This is a genomic window from Mesorhizobium sp. RSR565B (assembly GCF_054719465.1).
Genome location: NZ_JBTTIE010000001.1, coordinates 733098 through 746195, shown reverse-complemented (window position 1 = coordinate 746195; position 13098 = coordinate 733098). Strand labels below are relative to the sequence as shown.

General features: G+C 62.8%; 12 protein-coding genes and 1 tRNA gene. 8 read left to right on the top strand and 5 right to left on the bottom strand.

The annotated features are described in order from the left end of the window. Positions 1-390 precede the first annotated feature (390 nt). Complete coding sequence (locus ACYG9R_RS03700) at positions 391-699, top strand: hypothetical protein (protein WP_023670691.1); 309 nt, start codon at positions 391-393, stop codon at positions 697-699. Between the two features lie 117 nt (positions 700-816). On the opposite strand, the gene ACYG9R_RS03695 is transcribed toward ACYG9R_RS03700, so the two are convergent. Beyond that, positions 817-891: transfer RNA gene (locus ACYG9R_RS03695), tRNA-Gln, on the bottom strand. Positions 892-1001: 110 nt separating this feature from the next. Further along, on the bottom strand, positions 1002-1346 hold the full coding sequence (locus ACYG9R_RS03690) for a VOC family protein (RefSeq protein WP_023670692.1): 345 nt from the start codon (positions 1344-1346) through the stop codon (positions 1002-1004). Between the two features lie 215 nt (positions 1347-1561). Between ACYG9R_RS03690 and ppdK the strand changes: the two genes are divergently transcribed. From ppdK to ACYG9R_RS03675, 3 genes are all read left to right on the top strand, one after another. Next, positions 1562-4267, top strand: a complete 2706-nt coding sequence (ppdK, locus tag ACYG9R_RS03685) for a pyruvate, phosphate dikinase (protein ID WP_023670693.1) — start codon at positions 1562-1564, stop codon at positions 4265-4267. Positions 4268-4441: 174 nt separating this feature from the next. Continuing rightward, positions 4442-5542, top strand: a complete 1101-nt coding sequence (locus ACYG9R_RS03680; RefSeq protein ID WP_023670694.1) for a glycosyltransferase family 9 protein — start codon at positions 4442-4444, stop codon at positions 5540-5542. Between the two features lie 89 nt (positions 5543-5631). Further along, the gene (locus ACYG9R_RS03675; protein WP_050485822.1) at positions 5632-6402 is read left to right on the top strand and encodes a polysaccharide deacetylase family protein; all 771 of its coding nucleotides are present in this window, start codon (positions 5632-5634) and stop codon (positions 6400-6402) included. A gap of 165 nt (positions 6403-6567) precedes the next feature. On the opposite strand, the gene ACYG9R_RS03670 is transcribed toward ACYG9R_RS03675, so the two are convergent. Continuing rightward, complete coding sequence (locus ACYG9R_RS03670) at positions 6568-6957, bottom strand: DUF427 domain-containing protein (RefSeq protein ID WP_023670696.1); 390 nt, start codon at positions 6955-6957, stop codon at positions 6568-6570. A gap of 159 nt (positions 6958-7116) precedes the next feature. Beyond that, on the bottom strand, positions 7117-7476 hold the full coding sequence (locus ACYG9R_RS03665; protein WP_023824237.1) for a hypothetical protein: 360 nt from the start codon (positions 7474-7476) through the stop codon (positions 7117-7119). A 312-nt stretch (positions 7477-7788) separates the two neighbouring features. On the opposite strand from ACYG9R_RS03665, the gene ACYG9R_RS03660 reads away from it, so the two are divergent. Both ACYG9R_RS03660 and ACYG9R_RS03655 read left to right on the top strand, forming a co-directional pair. After that, positions 7789-9417, top strand: coding sequence for a fatty-acid--CoA ligase (locus ACYG9R_RS03660; RefSeq protein WP_023703205.1), 1629 nt, complete (start codon positions 7789-7791; stop codon positions 9415-9417). A 122-nt stretch (positions 9418-9539) separates the two neighbouring features. Beyond that, the gene (locus tag ACYG9R_RS03655) at positions 9540-10322 is read left to right on the top strand and encodes a DUF1499 domain-containing protein (RefSeq protein ID WP_023703206.1); all 783 of its coding nucleotides are present in this window, start codon (positions 9540-9542) and stop codon (positions 10320-10322) included. Positions 10323-10324: 2 nt separating this feature from the next. Here ACYG9R_RS03655 and ACYG9R_RS03650 read toward each other — a convergent pair whose 3' ends face one another. After that, complete coding sequence (locus ACYG9R_RS03650) at positions 10325-11233, bottom strand: MBL fold metallo-hydrolase (protein ID WP_023692735.1); 909 nt, start codon at positions 11231-11233, stop codon at positions 10325-10327. 117 nt (positions 11234-11350) lie between these two features. Between ACYG9R_RS03650 and ACYG9R_RS03645 the strand changes: the two genes are divergently transcribed. Together ACYG9R_RS03645 and rfbA are read left to right on the top strand one after the other, a co-directional pair. Beyond that, the gene (locus ACYG9R_RS03645) at positions 11351-11944 is read left to right on the top strand and encodes a biotin transporter BioY (protein WP_023703207.1); all 594 of its coding nucleotides are present in this window, start codon (positions 11351-11353) and stop codon (positions 11942-11944) included. Positions 11945-12216: 272 nt separating this feature from the next. Then, positions 12217-13098: a glucose-1-phosphate thymidylyltransferase RfbA gene (gene rfbA / locus ACYG9R_RS03640; protein ID WP_023698135.1), complete on the top strand. Its 882-nt coding sequence runs from the start codon at positions 12217-12219 to the stop codon at positions 13096-13098.

The window sequence follows — 13098 nt, the reverse complement described above, 5'->3', positions numbered from 1 at the left end:
TTGCACTTTCTTACGGGATCTGAGACGGCCCGACTTAGGCGATCTAAGATGGCCTGATTGGTCTCGTAAATCTCACAAATTGTGCCGACGGTCTTCCTCGCAAGACGGGTGTTTCCCGTCACAGATCAGGAGATCGAACGCGACGACATAGAAGGGTCCTGTGCAGCGCTCCTTTGTCGAGTGGCGTAACCCTGGTGGTCGGCTTGAAAGAGCGCCTTTACCAGAAGTTGCCAACAGGAGCTGCTGTCGCAACTTCTTCTTTCGATACGCCGTGTTGCACGGGAGCAGCCGTCACTGATCGCGCCCGTGGACCGACGACGCTACTCGGAACCAAAGGGATGGGACGCGGTTATCCCCGCGAAGGGATAATTAGCAGGTGGAGATATTACAATGAAAACAATGATCGTGAGCGCCTTGGCGCTGTTCATTGCCATGCCGACGATAGCTCCGGCAGCCGAAGCTGACGTGGTCATCACGACCCACCATCGACATCATCACAGGAGCGTAAAGGTCATCAATGACCAGGGTCAACGCCTTCATCACCGCAGACACGGCACGGTTGCCTTCTACGACCACGGCCGCAGACATCATCGCCGGGATACGGTCATCGTGACCGGCTCGATCGAGCGCAGCCATCATCGCTATTATCGACATCATCGGCATCATCCCGTCGTCATCCAGGACGACAACGATTACTGATCCTCTCCGCACGGCCCCGGCTCTGTCAACGGAGTCGGGGTCGCGTGGGAGTCAGATAGCTCCTGACGGCAGCCATCGATAAGGTCGGTAAATCATTGATTCCAAAGGCATGTGATTTGGCTGGGGCGCCAGGATTCGAACCTGGGAATGTCGGTACCAAAAACCGATGCCTTACCACTTGGCGACGCCCCAGCAAGCGAGCTTTGCCCGTTGCGCGCGGCCTTATAGGACGAGCGGCACGAAAGCTCAATGCCGAGTTGGCCACTGTGCAAAACTGATCCACCGCTTGGCGCGGGGACGCGCTATTCGCCCCAGACCGCCAACTCGTTGCCAGCGGGATCGGTGAAATGGAACCGCCTGCCGCCCGGGAACGAGAATATCGGCTTGACGATCGTGCCGCCGGCGCTTTCGACAACGTCGAGCGTTGCTTCCAGATCCTGCGAATAGAGCACCGGCAATGGTTTCGCCGGCGCCTCCGCTGCATCGGCCTGGAAGCCGCCATCGAGCCCTTCGCCGAAGGCCGAATAGGTCGGCCCGTAATCGGTGAACGACCACGAGAAGGCGGCGCTGTAGAAAGCCTTGACGCTGTCCAGCGTCGCGCCGGTCGCGGGCAGTTCGAGATAGTCGAGTTTTCCGTTGAGTTTCATCACGCTGCTCCCAACTTGTTCCCTATATGTTCTATATCCTGGGCAGCGATCCGGCAAGTCTTTTCGACGCAGCTTTTGCTTAATCGATTGTAGTCGCCGGGCTTCGCTGCCACACCTTGCCTTTCGCACTGCAGCATAATAACGCTCGGGTCGGAACGCGGGGGAACCGGGTCTTGGCCCCGGTGTTCTATCTTCCGAGGACTTGGAGGGCGAGCATGACCAAATGGGTCTACACCTTCGGCGATGGCGCCGCGGAGGGACGTGCGGGCGACCGCAACCTTCTCGGCGGCAAAGGCGCCAATCTGGCCGAGATGTGCAGTCTTGGCCTGCCCGTGCCGCCGGGCTTCACCCTCACCACCGAAGTCTGCAACGCCTATTACGCCAACGGCAACAGCTATCCGGCCGCGTTGCAGGCCGATGTCGTCAAGGCGCTGGACCATATCGGGCAGCTGACGGGGCGCCGTTTCGGCGATCCGTCGAAGCTGCTTCTGGTCTCGGTCCGCTCCGGGGCCAGGGCCTCGATGCCGGGCATGATGGACACCGTGCTCAATCTCGGCCTCAATGACGAGACGGTCGAGGCGTTGGCAGCCGATTCCGGCGATGCCCGCTTTGCCTATGACAGCTACCGCCGCTTCATTCAGATGTATTCCGATGTCGTCATGGGTCTCGACCACGAAGTGTTCGAGGAAATCCTGGAGGACCAGAAGGCGAGCCTCGGCCACGAGCTCGACACCGAACTGACAGCGCAGGAATGGCAGAGCGTCATCGCCCTTTACAAGGCCAAGGTCGAGGAGGAACTCGACAAGCCGTTTCCGCAGGACCCGCACGAGCAGCTGTGGGGGGCGATCGGCGCGGTGTTTTCCAGCTGGATGAACAACCGCGCCATCACCTACCGGCGCCTACACGACATCCCGGAAAGCTGGGGCACGGCGGTCAATGTCCAGGCCATGGTATTCGGCAACATGGGCGAGACGTCGGCCACCGGCGTCGCCTTCACGCGCAACCCCTCGACCGGCGAAAAGATGCTCTATGGCGAATTCCTGGTGAACGCGCAGGGCGAGGATGTCGTAGCCGGCATCCGCACGCCGCAAAACATCACCGAGGCGGCGCGCATCGCCGCCGGCTCCGACAAGCCGTCGCTGCAGAAACTGATGCCGGACGCGTTCCGGTCCTTCGTCGACATCTCCGACCGCCTGGAACAGCACTACCGCGACATGCAGGATCTCGAATTCACCATCGAGCGCGGCAAATTGTGGATGCTGCAGACGCGTTCCGGCAAGCGCACCGCCAAGGCGGCGCTGAAGATTGCCGTCGAAATGGCGCGCGACAAGCTGATCACGACGGAGGAGGCGGTCGCCCGCATCGATCCCGCCTCGCTCGATCAGCTGTTGCATCCTACCATCGACCCCAAGGCCGCGCGCGATGTCATCGGCGTCGGCCTGCCGGCTTCTCCGGGCGCCGCGACCGGCGAGATCGTCTTCTCGTCCGCCGATGCCGAGGATCTGAAGACGCAAGGTCGCAAGGCAATCCTGGTGCGCATCGAAACCAGCCCCGAAGACATTCACGGCATGCATGCTTCAGAAGGCATCCTGACCACGCGCGGCGGCATGACCAGCCACGCCGCCGTGGTCGCGCGCGGCATGGGCAAGCCTTGCGTTTCGGGCGCCGGCTCGCTGCGTGTCGACTACAAGGCCGGCACGCTGATGTCGATGGGCCAGACCTTCCGCAAGGGCGACATCATCACCATCGATGGTAGCAACGGCCAGGTGCTGAAGGGCGCCGTGTCGATGCTGCAGCCGGAACTGTCGGGCGATTTCGCCGCCATCATGGAATGGGCCGATGCGGTGCGCCGCATGAAGGTGCGCACCAATGCCGAGACGCCGCTCGATGCGCGCATGGCGCGCTCCTTCGGCGCCGAAGGCATCGGCCTCTGCCGCACCGAGCACATGTTCTTCGACGGCGAGCGTATCGTCGCCATGCGCGAGATGATCCTGGCCGATACCGAGAAGGACCGCCGCACCGCGCTTGCCAAGCTGTTGCCGATGCAGCGCTCGGATTTCCTCGAACTGTTCGAGATCATGGCCGGCCTGCCGGTGACGATCCGGCTGCTCGATCCGCCGCTGCACGAATTCCTGCCCAAGACGGAAGCGGAGGTGGCGGAGGTCGCCGCCGCCATGAACGTCTCGCTCGACAAGCTCAGGCAGCGCACCGAAGCCCTGCACGAGTTCAACCCGATGCTCGGCCATCGCGGCTGCCGCCTCGCCGTCTCCTATCCCGAGATTGCCGAGATGCAGGCGCGCGCCATTTTCGAGGCAGCCGTCGAGGCCGGCAAGAAAGCCGGCGCGCTGGTCGTTCCCGAGATCATGGTGCCGCTGGTCGGCCTGGTGAAGGAGCTCGACTACGTCAAGGCGCGCATCGATGCGGTCGCCAAGGCTGTCATGGACGAGACCGGCGTCAAGATCGACTATCTCACCGGCACGATGATCGAGCTTCCGCGCGCGGCGATCCGCGCCCACGTCATCGCTGCTACGGCCGAGTTCTTCTCCTTCGGCACCAACGACCTCACCCAGACCACTTTCGGCATCTCGCGCGACGATGCGGCGTCCTTCCTCGAGACCTATCGGCAGAAAGGCATCATCGAGCAGGACCCGTTCGTCTCGCTCGACATCGAGGGCGTCGGCGAACTGGTGCGCATGGCTGCGCAAAAGGGCAGGGCGACACGGCCCGACATCAAGCTCGGCATATGCGGTGAACATGGCGGCGATCCGGCCTCGATCCGCTTCTGCGAAGAGGTCGGCCTCGACTATGTCTCGTGCTCTCCCTACCGCGTGCCGATCGCGAGATTGGCCGCAGCCCAAGCCGCGGTGCAGATTGCCAAAACAGCAGTGCCGCGCCCCAAAAAGAGCGCCGCGGCATCCTGATTTCGACACAGTCCTTTCGGTATCGATGAAACGGCCACCCGTGGGTGGCCGTTTGGCGCTAAGCTTACGATTTTGTAAGCAAATTCACGCTGATGTGCGCGCCCCAACACGCAATCCCGACATCGTTTCTTCCCAATTTCACGGCCCCCCAACCCGCCCGGTGCCGAGAAAAAGATGTTACAGATTTCGCCCAGACCCTTCCGCTCGATCCTGATTATCCAGACCAAGTTCATCGGCGATATTGTTCTGTCCTCCACGCTCGCCAAGAACCTGCAGCTCGAATATCCCGGTGTCAGGATCGTCTTTCTCTGCGAGGCGCGCCTCGCCAGTTTCGTCACCGCGCACGGCATCGCCGCCGAGGTCGTCAGCTTCCGCCGCGCCGCCATGCGCGGCACCCCGCTGGAGCGTGGGCGCGAGCTCTATTCTATGATCAGCAAGCTGCGCCAATTCCGTTTCGACCTGACCATCGACCTCACCGATTCAAAGACATCGCGGCTCATCGTCAGGTTCCTCAACGCCAGCACCCGCATCGGCTACAATCCTCCGGAAAGGCCGCTGCGCTGGCATGAGCGCCAGCCCGCCAATGTCTTTGCCGAGCCGTTCGGTTTTGGCGAACGTCACTATCTCTACCGCTACCTTTCGCCGCTCGAGCCGCTCGGCGTCGGCCTGCGCGTGCGGGTGCCGTCGATTCGGCCATTGCCGATGGAGACGGCGAGGGCCCAGGCATTGCTGGACAAACACCATTTGCGGCCAAACGGCTTTATCGCGGTGCATGCCGGCGCAAGTTTTCACGGCCGGCGCTGGCAGCATGAACGCTTTGCCGCCGTGATCGACACGATTTCGCGCGAAACCGGACTGGATTTCGTACTCGTCGGCGGCCCTGACGAGCGCAAGCCGGCCGAGCAGATCCTCGCCAGTGCCGCGTCGATCGTCAACCTCGTCGGCGCGCTGTCGCTGGAAACGCTGCTGGCGGTGTTGCAGCAGGCGCGGCTGTTTGTCGGCAATGAGAGCGGCCCCATGCACATGGCAGCAGCGGCCGGAACGCCGGTTGTCGGCCTTTTCGGCCTGACCAGCCCGGCCGTCTGGGGACCGGTCGGCGTGCCCAGCCTCGCCTTGCAGCCATCCATGCCGTGCAATTGCGTGGCGGGCAGCCTGTGCAATCCGCTCGATCCCAGCAAGGCCTGCTGCGTCTGGCGCCTCGAGGTCGAACCGGTCGTCGCGGCCGTGCGCGAAGTCCTGTCACGCACGCATGTGGAACTGGAACACGCCGTCTGACGGTGCGCGGCGGTCACATTGTCGGGATATCAGCTTTCTCACGGCCACTATCCCGATTTCCGCCTTGTTGCGGGTCCTGGGATGCGGCTATGACAGCGCCGATTCTCAGACAAGACAGGCATCCCTTGCAAAAGCTGTTTTGCGCCTTGGCGCTATCTATCGTGGCCGTGTCCTCGGCCCAGGCCGCGCCGCTTGTCGAGCCGGCGCTGCATCTGAAGGCTGAGGACGGTAGCAGTGTCGGCCGCGTCGCGCTTACGCTCGACGCCTGCGGCGGCCAGACCGATACGAGGATCCTGTCGGCGCTGGTGGAGAACCGGATTCCGGCGACGATCTTCGTCACCGGTATCTGGCTGAAGCGCAACGCCGCCGCCGTCGAGATCATGCGCGCGCATCCGGACCTGTTCGAACTGGAAAACCATGGCGGCCATCACATCCCGGCCGTCGACACGCCGCGCAAGATCTATGGCATCCGCAGCGCCGGCAGCCCGGAAGCGGTGCAGGCCGAAGTCGAATCGGGCGCTGCCGCTCTCGCTGGCACCGGCGAGCCGGCGCCGAAATGGTTTCGCGGCGCGACCGCCGAATACAGCCCGTCGGCTATCGCCATGATCCGCAAGCTTGGCTTCAAGGTCGCCGGCTTTTCGATCAACGGCGATGGCGGCTCGTTGCTCGGCGCAAAAGAAACCGCCCGGCGCATCGCCGCCGCCAAGGATGGCGATGTCATCATCGCCCACATCAACCAGCCGACCCACGCCGCCGGCGAGGGCGTCGTGCAAGGTCTGCTCGCGCTGAAGGCCAAGGGGCTGATGTTCGTGCGGCTGGATGACGCCGACGGTGTCGGCAACGACGGGACGACTGATTAGGATCAGGCGGCGGCAGGCAGTTTCACCGCCTTTGGACTGACGTCGCCGACGTTTGAGATTAGCCGAGGCCTCTGAGCTTCGTCATCCCAGGATGAAACAGGAGCGAAGCTCCGTCGCGAAGACCCTGGGATGACGAAGCGAGCAACGGCGGCTTGAGTCGCTTGCTCAGGCCGGTGCTGCTTCGATCGTCACCCTGTCGGGATAGAAGGCGCCGTGGTCGCGAATCTCAGCCATTTCGTCGAACGGCTGCTCATAGCCCCACATTGCGTCCTTGCCGGTCTCGCTGGCCGGCAGCACGCTCCAGTAGCTGGCGTCGCCCTTGTAGGGGCAGTGGGTCGACAGGGTGGTTTTGCCGAGCTGGGTGAAGTCGATGTCTTCGAAGGGGATGTAGAATGCCTGGCGGTAGGGCGGTTCGGACAGAAGCTTCGCCCGCGTCGATGAGGCGATCACCGTATCGCCGGCACGCACGACCACGGTACCGCGATAGGGTTCGACGGTGATGACCTTGCCGGGATTGCTCTGAAAGCCGGGGGCGGGGTTGGCGATCTGGTCCATGCGGGGTTCTCCTTGTTCGATTGGGAGCACAGTCCGATTGAGAGCGTGCGGGATGCTTCCCATGTCTCTAAAATGTGTCTGGAGAACCCGTTGCGCAAGCCTTCGCCAGTAGCCCAGAGCTGGCCTTCCGATCACTAAAAACGATCCCGCGTGGAATGCTCAGGCTGCGGTCTTGAACACGTCCATGAGGCCGGCATAGGCCGCGGCAATACCGGCTACCGGGTTGGTGCTTCTTGACGTCGTCTCGACCTTCAGTGGGCCGCCGCCTGTCGGCAAGGTGAGCAGCAGGAACTGGCGATTGCCGCCATCGCCGATCGATGCGGCGGCGACATGCTGGCCTTCGCCTTCGTTCTGGACGCACATTTTGAACAGCAGCGTGCCGCCGACCGCTTCAAGGGCGCCGCCGACCACCTCGACAAATTCGTCTTCGGAGACCTTTTTGGCCTCCGGCACGAGATCGGCCAGACTTGCGGCAAGCGTGTCTTCAAGCTCTTTGTCGTCGAGGCGAATATCGTCCAACTGCACGTCTTGGGCCTCGCTGTCATCCAGCTGCCTGTCGTCGATCTGCCTGTAATCGATCTGCTTGCCGTCGATCTGCTTGCCGTCGAGCTGCGTGTCCATGCGAACCTCTTTCAGTCGCCAATCCGCACCCCTACCCCGTTAACGAACCTTAACGTCGACGATGGCCGGATTGTGGCGGTTTTCCCCGCCTTTCGATCACTGCTTGCTTCAGCCGTTAACGGTTGGAGACGTCATGGCTGGACAATCCGTCCGTTCGTCCCACAATGGAACAAAAGACGGGAAAAACGAGGAAGCAATGGGAGGAACCAGATGCTCGGACTGATGCAGGAATGGCCGCTGCTCTGCCACAAGCTGATCGACAATGCCGAGCGGCAGCACGGGACGCGCGAGATCGTCTCGCGCTCGATCGAAGGTCCTGTCGTTCGCACCACCTATGCTGAAGTTCATCGCCGCGCGCTCAAGGTCGCTCAACGGTTGGAGCGCGATGGCTTTGTGCTCGGCGACCGCATCGCGACCCTGGCCTGGAACACGGCGCGCCACATAGAGGCCTGGTACGGCATCATGGGCATCGGCGCCATCTACCATACGCTCAACCCGCGTTTGTTCCCCGAGCAGATCGTCTGGATCATGAACAATGCGCAGGATAGAGGGATCTTCGTCGACCTGACCTTCATGCCGCTGCTGGAAAAGATCGCCGGCGCGGTCAAATCGCTGAAAAAGGTGATCGTCCTGACCGACAAGGCGCATCTGCCTGAAACGACGCTGTCGAATGTGGTTGCCTATGAGGACTGGTTGAACGAGGCCGATGGCGACTTCGCCTGGAAGGTTTTCGGCGAAAACACCGCAGCCGGCATGTGCTACACCTCCGGCACGACGGGCGATCCCAAAGGTGTGCTCTACAGCCACCGCTCGAATGTGCTGCATGCCATGATTGCTGCCATGCCCGACGCCATGGGCCTCTCCGCGCGGGACACGATCCTCCCCGTCGTGCCGATGTTTCATGCCAATGCCTGGGGCCTTGGCCAGAGCGCGCCGATGATCGGCGCCAAGCTGGTCATGCCCGGTTGCAAGATGGACGGCGCCTCGATCTACGAGCTGCTCGACACCGAGAAGGTGACCTTCAGCGCCGCCGTGCCGACCGTCTGGATGATGCTGCTGCAGCATCTGGAAGACACCGGCAAGAAGCTTCCCTATCTCAGCAAAGTCGTCATCGGCGGCTCGTCCTGCCCGCGCGCCATCATCAGGAAATTCCAGGACAATTACGGTGTCGAAGTCATCCATGCCTGGGGCATGACCGAAATGTCACCGCTCGGCACGCTGTGCACCATGAAGCCGCAGTATCAAGCGCTCGAGGGCGAGGACCGGCTCGATATCCAGGGCAAGCAGGGCTACCCGCCCTTCGGGGTCGAGATGAAGGTGACGGATGACGACGACAAGGAACTGCCTTGGGACGGCAAGACCTTCGGCCGGCTGAAGGTGCGCGGTCCAGCCGTCGCCAGCGCCTATTATGGCGGCGTCGGAGCCGAGCAGTTCGACAAGGACGGCTGGTTCGACACTGGCGATGTCGCCCATATCGATTCCGGCGGCTACATGCAGATCACCGATCGCGCCAAGGACGTCATCAAGTCGGGCGGCGAGTGGATATCGACCATCGACCTGGAGAACCTCGCCGTCGGCCATCCCGATGTCGCCGAGGCCGCGGCGATCGGCGTCCATCATTCGAAATGGGGCGAGCGGCCCTTGCTGGTCGTGGTCGCCAAGCCCGGCAAGGAGCCGAGCAAGGCCGATATACTGGCGTTCATGGACGGCAAGGTGCCGAAATGGTGGATACCCGACGACGTCGCTTTCGTCAGTGAAATCCCGCACACCGCCACCGGCAAGATCCAGAAGATCACCTTGCGCAAGCAGTTCAGCGACTACCGCCTGCCGACGGATTGACCGGGACCGTGCGTTTCCTTGACCTTCAAGCTACCGGCCGCAAAAACGTTAGGGCAGGGGATGTTCAATTTGAGCATCCTTTGCTCTAAGCGTCTGTGCGGGTTGGGGCGGTGCTGAAGACAATGGAAATTGACGAGCGGCAGACATCGAAGGCGGCCGGCTGGTCGCGGCGCACGGGCGCTTTTGCCCTGGTCCTGCTGCTCACCGTGCTGGCCGGCCATCATTTCGAACTGGTCGAAACGCCGGCCTTCCTGTGGGTGCTGGCGATCGTCGCCTTGCTTGCCGCGTTCGCTTTGCTGTTTGCCGGCCTCGCTTTGTCCCGGCTGTGGCATTTCGGTGACCGTGGCGGCCGCGACCTCTCGGTCGGCGCCCTGCTGGCGCTGCTGGTGCTGACGCCCTACGGCTTTGCCACCTATTTGGCGGCGACCACGCCGCCCCTGAGGGACATTTCGACGGACCTCGACAATCCGCCGGTGCTCGAGACCAGCGACCGCACCAAGGACATGAACGTGCTCGCGCCGCCAACGCCTGGCGAAGTGCGCCTGCAGGCCGACGCCTATCCGCTGGTCACCGGGCACAGCTACAATCTGCCGTTCGAAACCGTCGTCGACGCCGTTGAAACCGTGCTCGACCGCCGCGATTGGCAACTTACTGCGCCATATCCGGTGACGGACGGTCAAGACGAGGTGACGATATCGGCCGTTGCCCGGAGCTTCGTCGTAGGCCTGCCCGCCGACGTCGCCATCCGGGTCAGCAATGATGGCGACACCATCGTCGTCGACATGCGCTCAGCCTCCCGCTACGGCCGCTACGACCTCGGCGACAATGCGGCGCGCATCGTCGGGTTCCTCGCCGAACTCGACCAGGAGGTTGCAGGGCAGGTGGGTGCCGCGCCGGCTGAGTAGTTCTACCCCACCGGCACAAAAACGCCGTCGATGGCCGGGTCACCCTGGGTAGCAACCAGGCCGCGCGCCACCAGGTCCTCGAGATGGGCAAGCACCGACAGGCCGGCGGCGCCATGCAGGCGCGGGTCGGTGTCCCGGTAGATAGCCTTGACCATGTCCGGGATCGTCCGGTCGCTGTCGCGGATCCGTTCGAGGATCGCCCGTTCGCGCATCTTGCGATGGGTCTTGAGGCCGCGCATGAAGCTGCGCGGCGCGGTCACCGGGCCGCCATGGCCGGGCAGCAGCAGGCGATCGCCGCGCGCGATCAGCCTGTCGAGCGAGGCCATGTAGTCGGCCATCGCTCCGTCCGGCGGCGCCACGATCGATGTCGCCCACGCCATCACATGGTCGGCTGAAAACAGGATGCCGGTGCCTTCGAGCGCAAATGCCGCGTGATTGGCGGTGTGGCCCGGCGTCAGCACCGTCCGGATCGTCCAGTCATCGCCCTCGACCAGCGCATTGTCGGGCAACGCGATCTCCGGGACGAAAACCGTGTCGGCGCTGGCGTCGAGCGGGTTGATCTCGCCGATCCGCAGCGGCCTTGCCGGGCGGTGCGGGCCTTCGGCCAGTACAATAGCGCCGGTGTGCGCTTTCAGCCGGGCGGCCAGCGGAGAATGGTCGCGATGCGTGTGGCTGACGAAGATATGGCTGACCGGCCGGTTTGCGATCACCTTGAGCAGCGTCTGGAAATGCGCCTCGTCATCGGGGCCGGGATCGATCACCGCCAGCGTATCGCGCCCGACGATGTAGCTGTTGGTGCCGTGAAAGGTGAACGGGCTGGGGTTTTTGGCGGTGACGCGCAAGACGTCCGGCGCAACGGTGACGCCCTCGCCATATGCCGGATCGAAGCTGGTGTCGAATTTGAGCGCCATGGCGGTGTCGTTGAATCTCTGTTCAGGAAGACGGCAAAACTGATTGCCGCATAACACGGAAGCCAATATAGAAAAACGCAAGGCCGCGATCTGCGGCAATCCGGATTGGGGAAGACCATGGCACTTGCAACGACGATGCGCCCGCTTGTTTCTCTCGCTTTGCCCCAGGAGGGCGCGCAGCGCCTGGCAACCCAGCTTTTGCTGGCGATCGCCGGAACGCTGCTTTTGACCCTGTCGGCCAAGACGAAAGTCGTGCTCGGGCCGGTCGACATCTCGCTGCAGACGCTGGCCGTCCTGCTGATCGCCACTGCATTTGGCCTGCGGCTTGGCGTCGCTACCCTGCTTCTCTACATGGCCGAAGGCGCCATGGGCTTCCCGGTCTTCCAAAGCACGCCTGAAAAGGGCATCGGCATCGCCTACATGATCGGCGGCACCGGCGGTTATCTCGCCGGCTTCGTCGTCATGGCGGCCATTGTCGGCTGGGCCGCCGACCGCGGCTGGGACCGCCACCCGATCAAGTTGTTCAACGCCATGCTGGTCGCCGAAATCGTCATGATGGCCATGGGCTTTGCCTGGCTGGCCACCCTCATCGGCGCGGAAAAGGCGTGGCAGTTCGGCGTTTTGCCGTTCGTCCTCGGCGACCTGATCAAGGTTGCGCTCGCCGCCAGCCTGGTGCCGGCGGTATGGTCGCTGCTGCCCAAGCAGCCCTGAAACCGGACAAATGAATGAGCCGGCGGGTCCAAGGCCCGCCGGCTTTTTGTTGTCACGCGTCCGCCAGCCGATGGTGCAAGCCGGTTGCCAAATCGCCACGCCCATTTGCACCGTCAGCTTGTGCCTGGTCGGTCAAATTGCCGCGAGGCGGCAGATGCAGAGCAATTCTGGCGCCGATCCACGGCCGAGATTGAATTGACAAGCCATTGCGCGAAACCTAAGCACGGGCAACTTGATTTCGAGGCGGGGGCCGGTAATTCAAGGAGAGCTTGTTGAAGGGAATAATCCTTGCAGGAGGCAGCGGGACGCGTCTGTATCCCCTTACATTAGCGATCTCTAAGCAGATTCTGCCGATATACGACAAGCCGATGATTTTTTATCCGCTGAGCGTCTTGATGCTCGCCGGTATCCGCCAGATTTTGATCATTTCGACACCTCGCGACTTGCCGGTGTTTCGGGAGTTGCTGGGCGACGGTTCGGAATTCGGGGTCGAATTCTCCTATGCCGAGCAGGCGCAGCCCAACGGGCTTGCCGAGGCCTTCATCATCGGCCGCGACTTCATCGGCAAGGATAATGTGTCGATGATTCTCGGCGACAACATCTATTTCGGCGAGGGCCTGTCGCAGCTCTGCCGCACTGCTGCGCAGCGCCAAAGCGGCGCGTCGGTGTTCGCCTACCATGTCGAGGACCCGCAGCGCTACGGCGTGGTGTCGTTCGACAAGCTCAGCGGCACGGCTTTGACGATCGAGGAGAAGCCGCGGGAGCCGAAGTCCAACTGGGCGGTCACCGGCCTCTATTTCTACGACAATGAGGTCGTCGACATCGCGTCGACGATCAAGCCCTCGGCGCGTGGCGAACTCGAGATCACGGCGGTCAACAACGTCTATCTCGAGCGCGGGAAATTGCACGTGCATCAGCTCGGCCGCGGCTATGCCTGGCTCGACACCGGCACGCATGACAGCCTGCATGAAGCCTCTTCCTTCGTGCGCACGATCGAGCACCGCCAGGGGATCAAAGTCGCCTGTCCTGAAGAAATCGCTTTCGAGCAGGGCTGGCTGACCGCCGACAAGGTGCTTGAGCGCGCCACGCGCCTGGGCAAGAACGAATACGCCGCCTATCTGCGCCGGCGTGTCACCGAGCTGACGGAGACATAG

Coding starts and splice junctions, on each gene's coding strand:
- ACYG9R_RS03650 (WP_023692735.1), bottom strand. CDS start 11,233: ATGGCGCTCAAATTCGACACCAGCTTCGATCCGGCATATGGCGAGGGC.
- ACYG9R_RS03675 (WP_050485822.1), top strand. CDS start 5,632: ATGACAGCGCCGATTCTCAGACAAGACAGGCATCCCTTGCAAAAGCTG.
- ACYG9R_RS03700 (WP_023670691.1), top strand. CDS start 391: ATGAAAACAATGATCGTGAGCGCCTTGGCGCTGTTCATTGCCATGCCG.
- ACYG9R_RS03680 (WP_023670694.1), top strand. CDS start 4,442: ATGTTACAGATTTCGCCCAGACCCTTCCGCTCGATCCTGATTATCCAG.
- ppdK (WP_023670693.1), top strand. CDS start 1,562: ATGACCAAATGGGTCTACACCTTCGGCGATGGCGCCGCGGAGGGACGT.
- ACYG9R_RS03660 (WP_023703205.1), top strand. CDS start 7,789: ATGCTCGGACTGATGCAGGAATGGCCGCTGCTCTGCCACAAGCTGATC.
- ACYG9R_RS03690 (WP_023670692.1), bottom strand. CDS start 1,346: ATGAAACTCAACGGAAAACTCGACTATCTCGAACTGCCCGCGACCGGC.
- ACYG9R_RS03655 (WP_023703206.1), top strand. CDS start 9,540: ATGGAAATTGACGAGCGGCAGACATCGAAGGCGGCCGGCTGGTCGCGG.
- ACYG9R_RS03645 (WP_023703207.1), top strand. CDS start 11,351: ATGGCACTTGCAACGACGATGCGCCCGCTTGTTTCTCTCGCTTTGCCC.
- ACYG9R_RS03670 (WP_023670696.1), bottom strand. CDS start 6,957: ATGGACCAGATCGCCAACCCCGCCCCCGGCTTTCAGAGCAATCCCGGC.